Annotated in this window: 16 protein-coding genes; 8 read left to right on the top strand and 8 right to left on the bottom strand. The window is 34.0% G+C overall.

Going from position 1 to position 15,488, the window contains the following annotated elements:
- The first annotated feature begins 35 nt into the window (after positions 1-35).
- From C1H87_RS07040 to C1H87_RS07010, 7 genes are all read left to right on the top strand, one after another.
- Positions 36-1,349 carry an MFS transporter gene (locus tag C1H87_RS07040; RefSeq protein ID WP_102755132.1) on the top strand — a complete coding sequence of 438 codons (1,314 nt, stop codon included), beginning with the start codon at positions 36-38 and terminating at the stop codon, positions 1,347-1,349.
- A gap of 3 nt (positions 1,350-1,352) precedes the next feature.
- Positions 1,353-2,516: a mandelate racemase/muconate lactonizing enzyme family protein gene (locus C1H87_RS07035; protein WP_102755131.1), complete on the top strand. Its 1,164-nt coding sequence runs from the start codon at positions 1,353-1,355 to the stop codon at positions 2,514-2,516.
- A 4-nt stretch (positions 2,517-2,520) separates the two neighbouring features.
- Positions 2,521-3,528: a sugar kinase gene (locus C1H87_RS07030; RefSeq protein WP_102755130.1), complete on the top strand. Its 1,008-nt coding sequence runs from the start codon at positions 2,521-2,523 to the stop codon at positions 3,526-3,528.
- A complete protein-coding gene (locus tag C1H87_RS07025) occupies positions 3,525-4,154 on the top strand; it encodes a bifunctional 4-hydroxy-2-oxoglutarate aldolase/2-dehydro-3-deoxy-phosphogluconate aldolase (RefSeq protein ID WP_102755129.1) in 630 nt (209 codons plus the stop codon). The genes C1H87_RS07030 and C1H87_RS07025 overlap by 4 nt, the downstream gene beginning before the upstream one ends.
- Positions 4,151-5,311 (top strand): galactonate dehydratase, encoded by a 1,161-nt coding sequence (gene dgoD / locus C1H87_RS07020; protein ID WP_199769340.1) that lies wholly within the window; start codon positions 4,151-4,153, stop codon positions 5,309-5,311. The genes C1H87_RS07025 and dgoD overlap by 4 nt, the downstream gene beginning before the upstream one ends.
- Before the next feature lie 18 nt (positions 5,312-5,329).
- Positions 5,330-6,457, top strand: a complete 1,128-nt coding sequence (locus C1H87_RS07015) for an SMP-30/gluconolactonase/LRE family protein (RefSeq protein WP_233783382.1) — start codon at positions 5,330-5,332, stop codon at positions 6,455-6,457.
- A gap of 119 nt (positions 6,458-6,576) precedes the next feature.
- Positions 6,577-7,428 (top strand): zinc-dependent peptidase, encoded by an 852-nt coding sequence (locus tag C1H87_RS07010; RefSeq protein ID WP_102755128.1) that lies wholly within the window; start codon positions 6,577-6,579, stop codon positions 7,426-7,428.
- Positions 7,429-7,437: 9 nt separating this feature from the next.
- Here the strand turns inward: C1H87_RS07010 and C1H87_RS07005 are convergent, their stop codons facing one another.
- The 6 genes from C1H87_RS07005 to C1H87_RS06980 form a co-directional block, all read right to left on the bottom strand.
- Positions 7,438-8,775, bottom strand: a complete 1,338-nt coding sequence (locus C1H87_RS07005; protein WP_158655143.1) for a DUF1302 family protein — start codon at positions 8,773-8,775, stop codon at positions 7,438-7,440.
- Positions 8,776-8,805: 30 nt separating this feature from the next.
- On the bottom strand, positions 8,806-9,609 hold the full coding sequence (locus tag C1H87_RS07000) for an outer membrane lipoprotein-sorting protein (protein ID WP_102755126.1): 804 nt from the start codon (positions 9,607-9,609) through the stop codon (positions 8,806-8,808).
- Between the two features lie 40 nt (positions 9,610-9,649).
- Complete coding sequence (locus C1H87_RS06995) at positions 9,650-11,977, bottom strand: efflux RND transporter permease subunit (RefSeq protein ID WP_102755125.1); 2,328 nt, start codon at positions 11,975-11,977, stop codon at positions 9,650-9,652.
- A 45-nt stretch (positions 11,978-12,022) separates the two neighbouring features.
- On the bottom strand, positions 12,023-12,328 hold the full coding sequence (locus tag C1H87_RS06990; RefSeq protein ID WP_102755124.1) for a MarR family winged helix-turn-helix transcriptional regulator: 306 nt from the start codon (positions 12,326-12,328) through the stop codon (positions 12,023-12,025).
- Positions 12,329-12,527: 199 nt separating this feature from the next.
- Positions 12,528-13,130, bottom strand: a complete 603-nt coding sequence (locus C1H87_RS06985) for a pyridoxamine 5'-phosphate oxidase family protein (RefSeq protein WP_102755123.1) — start codon at positions 13,128-13,130, stop codon at positions 12,528-12,530.
- A gap of 86 nt (positions 13,131-13,216) precedes the next feature.
- Complete coding sequence (locus tag C1H87_RS06980) at positions 13,217-13,771, bottom strand: TetR/AcrR family transcriptional regulator (protein ID WP_102755122.1); 555 nt, start codon at positions 13,769-13,771, stop codon at positions 13,217-13,219.
- A gap of 164 nt (positions 13,772-13,935) precedes the next feature.
- On the opposite strand from C1H87_RS06980, the gene C1H87_RS06975 reads away from it, so the two are divergent.
- Positions 13,936-14,352 (top strand): CBS domain-containing protein, encoded by a 417-nt coding sequence (locus C1H87_RS06975; protein WP_102755121.1) that lies wholly within the window; start codon positions 13,936-13,938, stop codon positions 14,350-14,352.
- Here the strand turns inward: C1H87_RS06975 and rpe are convergent.
- The gene (gene rpe / locus C1H87_RS06970) at positions 14,349-15,011 is read right to left on the bottom strand and encodes a ribulose-phosphate 3-epimerase (protein ID WP_102755120.1); all 663 of its coding nucleotides are present in this window, start codon (positions 15,009-15,011) and stop codon (positions 14,349-14,351) included. The two genes, C1H87_RS06975 and rpe, sit on opposite strands and share 4 nt — an antisense overlap.
- Before the next feature lie 37 nt (positions 15,012-15,048).
- Positions 15,049-15,468, bottom strand: coding sequence for a BLUF domain-containing protein (locus C1H87_RS06965; RefSeq protein ID WP_102755119.1), 420 nt, complete (start codon positions 15,466-15,468; stop codon positions 15,049-15,051).
- Between the last annotated feature and the right edge of the window lie 20 nt (positions 15,469-15,488).

Here is a 15,488-nt window from a genome sequence, read left to right as displayed (position 1 = left end):
TCTTGATTTTAATGTGATATAAAACAACCAAAGAAATGTCTAAAACTCCTGAAACCAGAAAACGTTATAATATTCTAGCCATGATATTTGTTACAGTTGTAATAAACTATCTTGATAGAACCAATATTTCTGTAGCAGCCTTTGCACTAAGAAAAGATTTAGAAATAGACACCATTCAAATGGGGTACGTGTTTTCTGCTTTTGGTTGGTTTTATGCCGCTTTACAAATTCCTGGAGGCATTGTAGCCGATAAGATAAAATCCAGAATATTATATGCGTTTATATTAACGTTTTGGTCCATAGCAACATTATTACAGGGATTGGTAAATTCGTTTGCTTTATTATTAGGGCTAAGAGCCAGTATAGGCGTTTTTGAGGCACCATCATATCCTATAAATAACTTAGTAGTAAGTCGTTGGTTTCCCGAAAAAGAACGCGCATCGGCTATAGCAATTTATACATCTGGACAATTTTTAGGACTAGCATTTTTAATGCCTGTACTCACGTTAATTCAAGATGCCTTGGGGTGGCGTGGTCTGTTTGTTGTATCTGGAATTATAGGCATAATATGGGCCGTGATTTGGTATATGTTTTATAGAGATCCGAAAAATCATAAATCGGTAAGTAAATCGGAATTAGAATACATAGAAGAGGGTGGAGGGCTTATAGAAGCAAAACCTAAAGAAAAGACAAAAACAAAAGTCGAATTTTCTGCTTCAGGGCTTCAACAAGCTTTGAAATATTTTGGTCAGGCATTTATTTATAGAAAGCTTTGGGCAATTTATCTGGGGCAGTTTTGTTTAGGAGCAACCACCATGTTTTTCCTCACCTGGTTTCCAACATATTTAGTAGAATTTAGAGGACTGGATTTTATAAAATCGGGTTACTTGGCATCGTTACCATTCTTGGCAGCCTTTGTAGGGGTGTTGTTATCTGGCTTTACTTCAGACTTTTTAATCAAAAAAGGCGTGTCTAACGAAATAGCAAGAAAAGCACCTATAATTATAGGCATGTTATTGTCAACCAGCATTATCGGAGCTAATTATACCGACGATACATTTTTTATCATCCTCTTTTTAGCCATAGCATTCTTCGGAACAGGTCTGGCAAGTATCGCCTGGGTATTCGTTTCGTTAATAGCACCTAAGGAAAACTTAGGGCTCGTTGGAGGGGCTTTTAACTTTATAGGGGGATTATCGGGAATTGTTATACCTATAGTTATAGGATATTTGGTTAAGGATGGCGATTTTAGTCCAGCACTTATATTTATTGCGGCTATTGCCTTCTTAGGATTTTTCTCTTATACATTTTTAGTAGGCAAAGTAGAACGAATAGTTCCAAAAAAATAAAAAATGAAAATAACAGACATTAAAACATATCCAATTAACATTGGTGCTTCCGGAGTTCAATTGGTTGTAAAAGTAGAAACAGATTCAAGTCTTTATGGTTGGGGAGCTTCGGGGCTTTCCGGTAGGGAATTGGCTGTAGTGGGTTTAATAAAACACTTTAAAACCTTTTTAATAGGCAAAGACCCTAGGCAAATTGGAGCCATATGGCAAGAGTTGTACCGAGGACAATATTTTGAGGGCGGACGTGTTTTTGCTGCTGCAATTTCTGCCATCGATATAGCTTTATACGATATTAAAGGAAAAGCACTTGGTGTACCTGTTTATGAATTATTGGGAGGTAAACAAAGAGATTATGTGCCATGTTTTGCATCAGTACGTTTTGCCACTAAAGAAGAGTTGATCGATTATTCTAAAACCTGTGTGAAAGCAGGTTGGACTGTTTTAAGGTTAGCCCCTGCCGAATTTGAATCGCAAGAAGATATTAGCAGATTTGAACCAAGGGAATCTATTGCCAAGTTGTCTAAATGGGTTACCGAACTTCGAGAAGAAGTAGGGCCAGATATTACTATTGGCATCGATTATCACACCAGACTTACGGCCGCAGAAACGTATTCCTTCATGCAACGTATGCCGGTAGGCACGATAGACTTTATAGAAGAACCTATTCGAGATGAAAGTCCGGAAGCATACCAAAGCTTGCGTAATATGATAGATGTGCCTTTTGCTATAGGAGAAGAATTTTCCAGTAAATGGCAATTCATGCCATATTTAGAAAAAAATATAACCCAATACGCACGTATAGATGTGTGCAATGTAGGGGGGATTACAGAGTCGATGAAGGTAGCTGCCATGGCAGAAGCCCATTATATCGATTTAATGCCTCATAACCCGTTAGGGCCTATTTGCACAGCCGCAACCATACATGTAGCCGCGGCTTGCCCTAATTTTAGTTATTTGGAAGAAGTAAATACCCCTGCACAATATATGGGAACTAATGCTCCAGAATTTTATCCGGAACAGCCCAAATTGGAAGGTGCCAGATATCCGGTTACAGATACACCTGGATTGGGTGTTGAGTTCAATGAAGATTTGGCTATGGAAAGAGCGTTTACTCTGGTAGACATTCCACGTTTAAGAAGAGATGATGGATCATTAACAAATTGGTAAGACTATGAGTTTTATAACTTTTGGAGAAATCATGTTACGATTAACCCCTGGAGACCATGCTGGGAAAATAAATTCGGCGCAAACCTTTGGAGTGCACTATGCTGGTTCGGAATCTAATGTAGCTAGCTCGTTGGCAATTCTAAATAATCAGGTGCAGTTTGTTACTAAACTGCCTTTGAATCCCTTGGGTGATGGCGCGATAAGATCATTACAAAGTTTTGGCATATCCACGCAAAACATTATTAGGGGAGGTCATAGAATAGGAACTTATTTTATAGAAATAGGAGCTTCTATAAGACCATCCAGTGTTGTTTACGATCGTGCCAACTCCGCGATTAGCGAAATAACTAAAGGTGAGTTGGATTGGGAAACCATATTAAAAAATCAAAAATGGTTATTCATTTCGGGAATTACACCAGCTCTGTCTAAATCATGTGCAGAAGAGACGCTATTAGTAGCAAAAATGGCCAAACAAATGGGCGTTAAAGTAAGTTTTGATATGAATTTTAGAAGAACACTTTGGAAAGATAAAAAGGATGCCAGAAATATATTCGACGGTATATTAGAACATACCGATTTACTTTTCGGAAACACAGGTGTTCTTAAAGATGTATACGATATAGATGTTACAGGATCAAATCCTATCGAGAAGACTATTAATACCATAGAAAAAGCAAAAAAAACTTTTGGGTTAAATCAATTTGCATTTACAGTACGGGAACACCATTCTGCCAGTGAAAATAAGTTGTCTGGGGTAGCTTCAATGGATGGTGAAGTAGCTGTTTCCAATGGTTATGACGTTGAAATTAAAGATCGCTTTGGAACAGGCGATGCATTTGCAGCGGGGTTTTTACATGGTTTAGGTCACGAGTGGGATTTAGATAAAGCTTTAGGCTTCGCTACAGCAGCCTTTGCATTAAAACATACCATAAAAGGAGATCAACATACAAGTACAGAAGAAGAAATTCTTTCAATTTTAAAAGGTAACATATCAGGACACGTATTACGATGAGTAGAAGAGACATAGTAAAAAGTATTAAAGCAGAAAAACTAGTGGTGGTTATTCGATTGAAACAACAAAAACACGTGGCTGAGGTTGTAGAAGCATTAGTAGCAGGAGGAGTAAAAGCGTTGGAAATTACATCGAATACACCCGGGTATTTAGAAGAAATAAAGCGGACTCGTAATGAGTATCCTAATATTCTTGTTGGAGCAGGAACAGTTATAAATACCAATATTGCAGCAGATGCCATTAATGCCGGAGCCCAATTTTTAGTAACGCCAAATACCAACATTAATGTGGTTAAGCTAGCTCATAAAAAAGAAGTGCCAGTATTAATGGGAGCTCTTACACCAACAGAAATTTGTGATGCCGTAGAGGGTGAAGCAGATATTGTAAAGCTTTTTCCTAGTGCCGCAATGGGAGTCAATTATTTTAAAGCAGTAAAAGGGCCATTGGATAAAGTCGACTTTTTTGCAGTTGGAGGCATTGCTCCAGAGGACCTTCAAGATTGGAAAGATGCAGGAGTAACTGGTTTTGGACTGGGAGGTAATTTGGTAAAACCAGTACAGAATCAACAGGATTTTGAAGATATAGCCGAGTTAGCAGAACAAGTGTTAAAAAAGATTCATTCATGAAAAATGAGCTGATAATAGAAAAAATTGAACTTTTCAAGGTACCTCCTAGGTGGTTATTTATTAAAATTACAACAGCAGAAGGTATTATTGGATGGGGAGAGCCTGTAGTTGAAGGCAAAGCAGATACAGTACAAGCCTGTATAAAGGAGTTAGAAAAATACCTTATCGGAAAATCTGCTAAGCACATTGAAGACATTTGGCAGGTTCTATATAGAGGAGGTTTTTATAGAGGAGGTCCTATTTTAATGAGTGCAATTTCTGGTATAGATCAAGCCTTGTGGGATATTAAAGGTAAATCTTTAGGAGTACCTGTATACGAACTTTTAGGAGGGGCTGTACGCCATAAAATGAAAATGTATTGTTGGATTGGCGGTGATAATCCAGATGTTGTATTAGAACAGGCTCATGAAAAAGTGAATGCAGGTTATAAAGCAGTAAAAATGAACGCTACTGGAGGCATGGACTGGATAGCTTCTATAAAAGACGTAAAAAAAGTAGCAGATAATATTAAATTATTAAGAGAAGAATTTGGAACCAATTTAGATATTGGTTTAGATTTTCATGGCAGAATACACAAAGGCATGGTAAAGCGTCTTATAGACGAATTAGAACCCTACGAACCTTTATTTATTGAAGAACCTGTGCTAAGTGAAAATAATGAAGCATTAAAACATATTTATGGATATACCAGTATTCCCATAGCTACAGGAGAACGCATGTTTTCTAGATGGGATTTTAAACCGCTGTTAGAACAGGGAACGGTTGATATTATTCAGCCAGACTTAAGTCATGCAGGTGGTATTTCAGAAGTTAGACGTATAGCTACTATGGCAGAAGCTTATGATGTAACCTTAGCTCCTCATTGTCCTTTAGGGCCAATTTCTTTAGCCTCAGCATTACATCTGGATTTTGTTTCTGCAAATGCTATTATTCAGGAAAGTAGTTTGGGTATTCATTACAATAAAGGGTTTGATTTATTAGATTATGTTTTAAACCCAGAAGTTTTTGAAGTAAAAGATGGTTATATAGAGCTCTTTAAAAAACCAGGTTTGGGAGTAGAAATCAATGAAGAAAAATTAAAAGAAGGCGTAAAAATTGGTCACGACTGGTCAAACCCTATCTGGCGTGGAATTGATGGGAATTTTAACGAATGGTAGAATAAATTATAAAACACTATGAAACATATCTTAAGTATATTAATCGTTGCTGTATTCTTTTTAAATTCTTGTAAAGAAGAAAATAAAAATAAAGTTGTAAAAGAAGACAATGAGGTTGTAAAAGAAGGTAATAAGGAGGAAGTCGCAAATACTATTGAAGAACTGAAGATACAACAAGGCAATTGGAAACCAAGGACTAAAGAAGAGATGGAAGCCTTTTTTAAAATTGAAATCTTTGACGATGAGGGGCTTAATGCCATTGATCCTAATTCAAAAATAGAGGTTCTAGCTAGTGGTTTTTCTTGGACGGAAGGTCCTGTTTGGGTTAAAGATGGTAATTATCTATTGTTTTCTGATATTCCGAATAATAAAGTCTATAAGTTAGATGCTCAAAAAGATACCATAACCTATTTACATCCTTCAGGGTTGTCTGCTGATAGTTTTACAGGTTCAGAACCAGGATCTAATGGTTTATTGGTAAATGCGAAAGGCGAATTAGTACTCATGCAACATGGTAATAGGGCAGTGGCTAAAATGAAGCCATCAATGTCTAACCCCAAACCAGATTATGAATTTTTAATTAATAATTATAAAGGAAAGAAACTTAACAGTCCTAATGATGGTGCCTTTGATAAAGCCGGTAACCTTTATTTTACAGACCCACCATATGGATTACCTTTAATGTTGAAAGATCCTGGCAAAGAATTAGATTTCCAGGGTGTTTATTGTTTGCTTTCTACTGGTGAATTGTTGCTACTTGATGATGCTTTAAAGTTTCCAAATGGGCTTTGTCTATCACCCGATAATTCTAAACTGTATGTAGCAGTTTCTAACATAGAAAATGCTGCCTGGTATGAGTATGATATTGTTGAACCCGGTAAAGTAGCCAATAAAAAAGTATTTTACGATGCCAATCCTTTTTTAGAAAAAGAAGGCTATCAAGGACTTCCAGACGGACTCAAAATCTCAAAAAACAACTACATGTTTGCCACAGGACCCAAAGGTGTTTTAATCTTTAATTTAAGTGGCAAGCTATTGGCTAGAATTTATACAGGGCAATTAACAGCCAATTGTGCTTTAGGTAAAGATGAAAAGAAACTATTTATGACGGCACATAATTTTGTTTTATCGGTTGATATAAAATAAAGTTTAAACCATAATAAAATCTAATATTGTTGCTTAACTCTGCTTTTTAATTAGTTATTTTACGCGAATAATTAACATTTAGTATATATTATATTTTAATTAAGAGCGTTAAGCATCATATGTTCCAAATTCTACTAATAGAACAATATACTTTAGGAAGTAAAATCATTCTAGGCATTTTTTTTGTCGCCATGGGGTATATATTTATAAACTATGGCATGAAAATGATAGAGATGGGTTTTGTACTTAAATACAAGCGTCCATTATACAATCATTTTTATTTTCGTTTAAGACGTTTAAATAAGAATCAAAAATATATTTTAACGAAACAGGTTTCTTTTTATAACAAACTTACCGACAAAGAGAAACAGTATTTTGAACATCGTGTAGCCTCTTTTATAATAGATAAAGATTTTATAGGTAGGGATGGCCTTACGGTTACAGACGAGATGAAGGTTTTAATAGCTGCTACCGCTATTATGTTAACCTTTGGTTTTCGCGATTTTTATATTGGTATTATTTCGAAAATTGTAATATATCCGAAAGCTTTTTATTCTAATATAAATAAAGCAAATCATAAAGGTGAATTTAATCCTAGATTAAAGGCTCTGGTATTATCATGGGAAGATTTTGTACAGGGGTTTAGTGATGAGAATGATAATTTGAACTTGGGAATACATGAGATCACCCACGCTATTCATATTAATAGTATGAAGGAACGCGATGTAAGCTCTATTATTTTTAGCGATACATTTAAAGAGTTATCGGCGTTGTTTGCTAAAAATGAATCATTACGTGATGAATTAAAAGCGTCTGATTACTTTAGAAGATATGCCTTTACAAACCAGTTTGAGTTTTTAGCGGTAGCTATCGAAAACTTTATAGAAACCCCACAAGAGTTCAGAACCCAATTTCCCGAGATTTACAATAAAATAAGGCAAATGCTTAATTTTAACGTAAAGGGGTATTAATTCTTGTTTTTAAATACCCCAACGCATTCCTAAAGAGGTTCTACTTCTATCTTTAAATTGGCCGAAAAGATTAGTTTCATTACCATAAAAAATACTACTTCCTAAAAATAACTGCGTATTTGTGTTTAACCAATAGCTTATTTGTGGTTTAATATACCCATCCCCATGATTTGCATTATGAACCCAAATAACTTCCGAATTAAGGTTATCATTCATCATTTCTTGAGACACTTTTAAGGATATATTGGTTTCAAATATATCACGATTATATGGTGAAATATCATGAGTTATTATATCGCTAAATAATTGTGCGCTAATAATATGTTCTCCCTTTATATAATCGATTCCAATGGCAGACTTAAATTGATCACTTGTTTCAATTCCTAAATTGGCTTCTGGTTTATTGGAAGCGAAATTTTGATTAAAGATATAAGCTATTTCTCCTCTAAATGTTGATGATCCAAAGACTTTATTGAAAGTACCACCAAGCAGATGTTGCCGTTCAAATTTCGGGTTGATTACAATTAATGGATCATTGTTTTCATTGAACTGAAGTTTATTGTAAAAAACCGGTAAGTCATCAAAGTAATAGAAATAGTTTAACGATACATCCCATCCCTTATTGAAAGTGTTTAATTTAAAGCCAACATCTGAATCTGCAAAAAAACGTTTTGGTCTTTTAACCTCATTTAAAGTTGATTGAACTCCTTCTGGTGGACTCTTAAATAGACTTTTAGTGAAAAAAGGAGCGTCAAAGCCTTGTGTTATGTGATATGTGTTATCTGGAATCCAAACTATTTGTATATCAATGCTTTTAATATCGAACTCTGCTTTTAATGACCAAAGTGGAATTCGACTATCTTCAAAGTCATCTAAAATAAACTCACGGAAATTTTGAGGATTTACAACATCTAATAATTTCAAACCATCCGTTTCTCCCCAAACAATTTGCTGTTTACCAATAGTTAAATCTAGTTTTTTTTGAATCTTAGTGTGAAAATAAAATTCTCTTAATTCTAAACTTGTTCTATCTCCAATGAAGAGACGTTTACTAAAATTAGAAACAGTCTCTTCTTTTGGTACTCCAACTTCAAGGTTGTCACTAAAATCTGTATAAAGTTGTCCTTTTAATATAAATTTTGAGTTTCTATTAAGTTTGTATGAGAATTCCGGTTTTAAAATGACTTCGGATTTTTGACTTTTTTCTGACTTAAACTCATATGAGAAATCGGAGTCGATAACTAGACTTGCCTTAAAGGATTTTTTAAATTTGTTTTGTTTTTCTTGCCCATGTACTCCTAAAAAAAAGCAGAGTAAGATCATGAATACAGAATATCTTAATGACATAGTTTTAGGTTTATAAGTTGATAATTGAATCTATAAGCCGTTAACCAATGTCTCTTTTGTGAAAACATCATCGTTGAGTTCTGTTTTATAATCTACATCACTAATTCTAAAAATGGTTTCGTGATTGGTTTTATGGTTTTTCACTTCTATTTTATGATACGTCCAGATACCCTGAACCTTTTTAATGTCACTTATCAAGGTTGTTTTTAAATGATTTCCTGCAACATCCCAGCTTTCTGCTTTTCGAAGCATCCAAATGTTAGTATCTACCCAAAGTTTAACTTTACTATATCCCAATTCTTTTGCTATGGTATTATTTTTTGGAGTACCATCTAAAACATAACAAGTTTTTCCATCAACCGTTTCTAAACCTATCGTTTTATAGTTGTAATCATCTTTACTAATTCTAGTTTCTAGTTTAATATCCTCATAGGTTAAGTCGGTTCCTAGAAAATAATCACCCCTATTGGAAGCAGAGATACGTCTTGTTTTTCTTAAAGCAGGCATGTATAACCATTGATCGTCGTCAACAGAAGCATCAGGATAATCGTATGTTAAAAATGCAGTTCCCATCACACTCTTAGGTGTTAGGTAAAAAATGGCTAAACGCTTTTCGTCTCCAAAATATTTACGAAGTGAGGTTGTTTTACGTATTCGAGTTTTACCTCTTTTATCTTTAAGTTCCATAGTTAATGTTCGATTAAGGGAAATACCTTCATTTCTAGCGTAAGTGTTATCGGCTATATTTTTACCAGAAGGTAAAGATTGTGCGATGCTGTTTGCTGGGAATAACAATCCTATTGTTAAAAGCCCTAAAACTAATATTGTTTTCATTTTTACTTTTTTAAGTTGTGAATGTTATTAAGTACTATTTTTATTTTGCTATGTTTAAAAATTTTGGTTTTAATAGAAGGATGATAGCTGGAAGCAATGTTAAACTACCAATAAAGCTAACAGTTACAGCTACAGCTACTAAAAAGCCAAATTGACTTAAAGGAGGAACAGAGCTTGTCATTAAAACACTAAAGCCTAAGGCTAGAGCTAAAAAATTAAATAGTAATGCACGTCCTGCAGATTTGTAGAATTCGCTATAAGCCTCTTTAGTAGATAACCTTTTTTCGTTTAAGAGAAATTTTAGTTTATCAACAGTATGCACTGCAAAGTCTACTCCAATACCAATAGCAATTGCAGCAAACATAGAAGTTCCTACGGCTAACCAAATATTTAGTAAGCCCATAACAGTATATATAAATAATACAGATATCGATACAGGAATGATGGTTAATACGCCGGCCCAAAATGACTTGAAGCTTAAAGCTGAAAAAATTAAAACAACTAATAAAGCAAGTCCAGCACCTATAAAATGGTTATAACCTAATCGGTTTATCCAATAACTATCTACTGTTACTTTTCCTGTTGTTGTTGCTTTAATGTCACCATTATTAAAATGTTCAGTTATATATGCTTGGGTTTGTTCTACTACGGGTTTTTCGAATAAATATTCTCCTGTGTCCATGCTTAATCTAATATTAGCCAAACGGTAATCGTAGTCTACGTAATTATCAAAATCTGTTGGGTCACCACTTGCTGAATAGAGGAGAAAATATTGTGCTATTAATTCTTTATCATCTGGAATTGTATAAAAATCAGGATTATTTTCATTTAATGATTGATTCATTTTTTTTAAGAAATCTACAATTGAAATACTTCCCTTAACATGAGGTAAGGTTTCAACGTAATTTTGCAAAGCTTCCATTTTAAGAAGGTTTTTTGGGTCAAAAATATCTTCAGATTCTGGTGTTTCTATAAGGATATCTAAATAAGAGGTACCATCTGTTTTATTGTTTATTAAAGCATCCGATTTTACAATAGGTTCATCCGATTGGAAATTCTTAATACGATCTTCATTGATAACAAGTTTAAAAGCGCCATTAAGACCAAAAGCAATAATGATTAAAGCAATTGTAACTATTGTTTTCGGATAGTTTAAAACGAGTACTCCTATACGTACCATGATCTTACCGAAAGCGTCCATTTTTTGATTAGGTTTATAAGCACTACTTAATTGAGGTTTTAAAAACATCATGGCAGATGGAATCATAAAAATGGCATAAACAAGTGCTGCGAAAACACCCAATGCCCCAAATAATCCAAAGTAAGTCATTGGTGGCATATATGCCGAAGCTGCAATTGCTAAGAAACCAGCTATGGTAGTAATGGACGTAATTGTAATAGGGCGCCACATATGAATCATGGTTAAAACAACCAATTCCTTTTGGGTATATTCAGGGTGCTTTGCTGCTGTTTCATAGTATTCCCCAAGTATATGAATGCCGTCTGCAACTGCTATCGAGATAAGTACCACAGGCAGACCATTGGTGATAACAAAGAAATCCACACCAAAAGCTGCCATGGCCCCAAGTGCGATACCTACAGAGGCCAATACCATGATGTTTGGTAAAATAAGACCGCGTAGCCTTCTATATGCAAAAATTAGTATAATTGAAATGATAAGTGCTGCAAAAGGGTTCGTTTTTATGGCATCTTCATCAATATATCTAATTAGATAACCACTAATAGCACCTTCGCCTGCTAAATAAAACTGTTCATTGCGAGCTTTATATTCATCTAACAGAGCTATTAAACTTTTATAAACTTCATGTTGTTTTTTGTCATAGCTATCTAACATTTCTGCTACGACTAGGGTAGTGGTATGATCATTAGAAACTAGACTACCTTGATATAATTCAAAATCATCTATAGCCTTAGCGACTTCAATTGCTTTGTTTTCGGTTAATTCGCTAATTTCAAAAAAAGTATCAACCTCAAGACCATCATCTGTACCAACAATATTATTTTCTGTCGATAAACTTGTAATTTCATCTGGATCTATGCCAGGAATAGTTTTTAAACGTTCACTCAATTCATGAACTAACTCTAAGGTTTTTTTGTTAAAGACTCCCTGTTCATTTACTATGGCAATTACCATGGGATCTTTTAATCCAAAAGTTTCTTTAGTTTGATTTCTAAAAACCAAGATGGGGTCATCTTTTGGTAAGAAGGCATCGTAACTAGTATCTTTTGTCATTTTAGGAATAAAGGAAGCAATACCTATCATTATTATGATACTTAATGTCAATATCATCTTATGATAAGATGTTATGAAATTGAAAAATTTAGCTACTTTGTTTTGTTGTTTCATGGTTTAATGTTTAAGTTGTATATGCAACATTTGTGATAAATTTTTTTACCTTAACTTTTCTTCTAAATACTTGATACTTTCAAGGCCATTTTCTCCTAGCTTTTCTATAAAATTATCCATTAATTTTTCCCAAATAGGGGTCAGGGTATTTATTAAGCCTTGTCCTTTTTTTGTTAACTCTATTTCTGGGCGATAGTTAGATGTTTTTGTAATGACCTCAATTTTTTCTAACAATTTCACGTTTCTACTCACAGTCGATCTTTCTAAAATTAAGGTTTCCCCAATTTTGCCTTGTTCAACTTTTCCTAATTTTTTTAATGCGAACAGTATGCTTAACTGGCTTTCGGTTATACCATAGTCCTACAAACTTGCTCTAAAATCTCTATCTACAGTTCTAGATAAGCATCTTAGTCTGTTCCCTATACAATGTGCGTAATCATATTTCATGCGGCAAACATATAAAACAAATGTTGCATATGCAACATTTGCTGAAAAATTTAACATTTTATTGTCTATATCCTAGATTAGAGTTTTACTACTACTATTAAAGCTAATTAATCTTTAAGTTGTTTATTTCTTTCTTTAAAGCTTTAATTGTATCGTATAAAGGCTTTGTTACTTCTTCAATCTGCTCTAGTGTAAAACGACGTTGAATATGTTGTCTGCAATTGACATCCCAAGCTTCAACTGTAAAAATGATGGCTCTTTCAGGTTTAGCATTATAGCCTTCATCAAATAAAGAATTAATTAATTCTGTATCGCCTTCCTCAATTTCTGCTGTTCCCCAAATCTTAATTCTGGTTAAGTTGGCATAATCCATCAAGAAAATATAGGCTTTATTGTTTTCGCTGAGGTTTCCAATAGAAATGTATTGTTTGTTTCCGGAGAAATCTGCAAAGGCTAATCTTTTATTATCAAGCACTTTTAGAAAACCTTTTGGGCCGCCTCTGTGTTGTATATAAGGTTGATTGTTACTATTTGAAGTACCGAAATAAAAGGAGTCCATGTTTTTTAGTATGTGGAACAAGTTTGAATTGATTTCGTGTTGCCACCCTCCCGATAGTTCCATGTGTTCATATGTTTTTCTTGATCCAAATTTTTCTTGAAGCTCTTTCACTGCTGGAGTGAATGCAATATCACTAGTGTTTTTCATGGTATTAACTTTTTCAAATTTAGTTTTATTTTGAACAGACAAGTCTGTTCTTTTTTGATAAAATTGTTATGGTTTAGTTTTCATTTTTATTTTAATAAACAGATTGCTGCATTTTTAGCAGTAAGGACTGGCCATTTGTTTTTTTGTATTTGAGATAAAATAATGGCGCCTTCAATGAGCACTAATATCTGATCTCCTAATTCTTTGGACTGCTCTTCTGAATATTCGTCTTTTAAGATGGTGTGAATATGGCTCCTTACTTCATTTTTATGATTTATGGCTTGATTTCTGATTTTATCATGATCGTTTGGTAAATCTGTAATAATATTTTGCCAACCACAGCCTCTAAAATCTACTTCACATAACCAATCTGTTAAAAAATCAAATAAGCCAATGACCTTGTCTTTAGGTGTATTTTTTGTTGAAAGAAAATTTAATAATTGCTCCATCCACAGTGCATGTCTTTTAACCAAGTAAGCTACGGCAATGTCTTCTTTAGACTTAAAATGCTGATACATGCTAGCTTTAGCCACTCCTGCTTCTGCAATAATTTGATTAATACCCGTTTGGTTAAAACCATTATGGTAAAACAAATCTGAAGCGGTTTCAATAATGCGTTCTTTTACTCCTAATTTTTTCATTGGGCAAATTTATGTCAAAAAAAGCAAAAACAGACAAGTCTGTATGTTTTTAGCGTGATTTTAACAAATAACACGATATGCTTTTTGAATACACGTATGATTTTTATCATACTTTATTTTCGTATTCCTGTTTATTTTTAAGGTAGAATTTAAAATCTAGGACGATGAAAAGAAGAACTCCAGTTTCAGAGATAATGAGTACGGATATTATTGCATTGAGGAGATCAGATACTTTAGAAAGAGCTGAAAAACTTTTCAAAAAGCATAAAATTAGACATATTCCAGTAGTTAGCAATGAGTCAATACTAGGTATGTTAAGTTATACCGATTTACTTAGAATTAGTTTTGCCGATGCTACAGACGATGAATATGGTGTTGATACAGTAGTTTACAATATGTTTTCCTTAGAGCAGGTAATGACTAAAAACCTGATAAGTGTTTCAAGTGATACAACAATAAAGGAAGTGGCAGAAATTTTATCTAAAAATGAATTTCATGCATTACCGGTTGTAGATGACTCGCTCTTGGTTGGTATTGTAACGACTACAGATTTAATAAACTATTTGCTAAAGCAGTTTTAAGAATTAGCCAATGCTTTTAAGTCTTTTATAGTCTTAACTTGATCGCTACTTTTAAATACATAGCTTCCGGCAACCAGAACATCTGCGCCAGTATCAACAAGTGATTTTGCATTTTTGTTTGTAACGCCTCCATCAATTTCAATGATTGTTGAAGCTCCTTTACGCGTAATTAATTCTTTTAATTGAGAAACTTTATTGTAAGTGTTCTCTATAAAGCTTTGGCCACCAAAACCAGGGTTTACGCTCATTATGCAAACCAAATCTATATCATTTATAGTGTCTTCCAACACGTTTATATTGGTATGCGGATTTAGTGCTACGCCAGCTTTCATGCCTTCGGCTTTTATGGCTTGCAAGGTTCTGTGTAAATGTGTACAAGCTTCGTAATGTACGGTAAGTATATCGCTGCCTAATTCTGCAAAAGTTTTAATGTACCTATCTGGGTCAACAATCATTAAATGCACATCTATGGTTTTTTTAGCATGCTTTGCTATGGCTTGTAAAACAGGCATCCCAAAAGAAATATTAGGCACAAATACACCATCCATAATATCGATGTGAAACCAGTCGGCATCACTAACGTTAACCATTTCTATATCGCGTTGAAGATTTGCAAAGTCTGCTGCCAGAATTGACGGTGCAATTAATTTAGAACCCATTTAATTTTAGTTTATTCGGCAAAAATAATTGTTTTACTCAACCTTTGGGTAGTTTTTGAGCAATAAAATTTTCAACCATGTTAACAACTTTGTTAGCCAGTGTATTCTCTGCCTTTCTTAACCATTCTAGGTATTCGTAAAGTTTGTCAAGTTCTTTGCTGTCATTAACAATTGTGAAGCCAAAATTATAATCTTCGAAAATACGTTGCTGGATATCAATATTAATAACTTTAAAAATATTTTTGTGCCTTCTGTCTAAACTTATTCTTTTAAAAGTAGCATCAACACTATCTGAATCACCTTCGAGAACTTGCAGGAAGTTTTCGTTAGAGTAGATTAAGACCCCTGTTATATTATATTTTGAATTATTCTTTTTTGCTTGAGCATATAAAGCTTTGAGAGCGGTTAGTGATTCATCTTGACATGAATCACTGATATAGCAAATTGTCTTTAACATCGAGTGGTTGATTTAATCTA

The organism is Flavivirga eckloniae (assembly GCF_002886045.1).
In the GTDB taxonomy this organism is placed as follows: Bacteria; Bacteroidota; Bacteroidia; order Flavobacteriales; family Flavobacteriaceae; genus Flavivirga; species Flavivirga eckloniae.
Note: the sequence above shows the minus strand (reverse complement) of the source record. Positions and strands in the feature narration are given on the sequence as shown.

Excerpts from the sequence above, each read along its gene's own strand:
- rpe (WP_102755120.1), bottom strand. The coding sequence starts at position 15,011 with ATGGGTTCTAAATTAATTGCACCGTCAATTCTGGCAGCAGACTTTGCA.
- C1H87_RS07025 (WP_102755129.1), top strand. The coding sequence starts at position 3,525 with ATGAGTAGAAGAGACATAGTAAAAAGTATTAAAGCAGAAAAACTAGTG.
- dgoD (WP_199769340.1), top strand. The coding sequence starts at position 4,151 with ATGAAAAATGAGCTGATAATAGAAAAAATTGAACTTTTCAAGGTACCT.
- C1H87_RS07000 (WP_102755126.1), bottom strand. The coding sequence starts at position 9,609 with ATGAAAACAATATTAGTTTTAGGGCTTTTAACAATAGGATTGTTATTC.
- C1H87_RS07030 (WP_102755130.1), top strand. The coding sequence starts at position 2,521 with ATGAGTTTTATAACTTTTGGAGAAATCATGTTACGATTAACCCCTGGA.
- C1H87_RS06965 (WP_102755119.1), bottom strand. The coding sequence starts at position 15,468 with ATGTTAAAGACAATTTGCTATATCAGTGATTCATGTCAAGATGAATCA.
- C1H87_RS06980 (WP_102755122.1), bottom strand. The coding sequence starts at position 13,771 with ATGAAAAAATTAGGAGTAAAAGAACGCATTATTGAAACCGCTTCAGAT.
- C1H87_RS06975 (WP_102755121.1), top strand. The coding sequence starts at position 13,936 with ATGAAAAGAAGAACTCCAGTTTCAGAGATAATGAGTACGGATATTATT.
- C1H87_RS07035 (WP_102755131.1), top strand. The coding sequence starts at position 1,353 with ATGAAAATAACAGACATTAAAACATATCCAATTAACATTGGTGCTTCC.
- C1H87_RS07010 (WP_102755128.1), top strand. The coding sequence starts at position 6,577 with ATGTTCCAAATTCTACTAATAGAACAATATACTTTAGGAAGTAAAATC.
- C1H87_RS07015 (WP_233783382.1), top strand. The coding sequence starts at position 5,330 with ATGAAACATATCTTAAGTATATTAATCGTTGCTGTATTCTTTTTAAAT.
- C1H87_RS07040 (WP_102755132.1), top strand. The coding sequence starts at position 36 with ATGTCTAAAACTCCTGAAACCAGAAAACGTTATAATATTCTAGCCATG.
- C1H87_RS06985 (WP_102755123.1), bottom strand. The coding sequence starts at position 13,130 with ATGAAAAACACTAGTGATATTGCATTCACTCCAGCAGTGAAAGAGCTT.
- C1H87_RS07005 (WP_158655143.1), bottom strand. The coding sequence starts at position 8,775 with ATGTCATTAAGATATTCTGTATTCATGATCTTACTCTGCTTTTTTTTA.
- C1H87_RS06995 (WP_102755125.1), bottom strand. The coding sequence starts at position 11,977 with ATGAAACAACAAAACAAAGTAGCTAAATTTTTCAATTTCATAACATCT.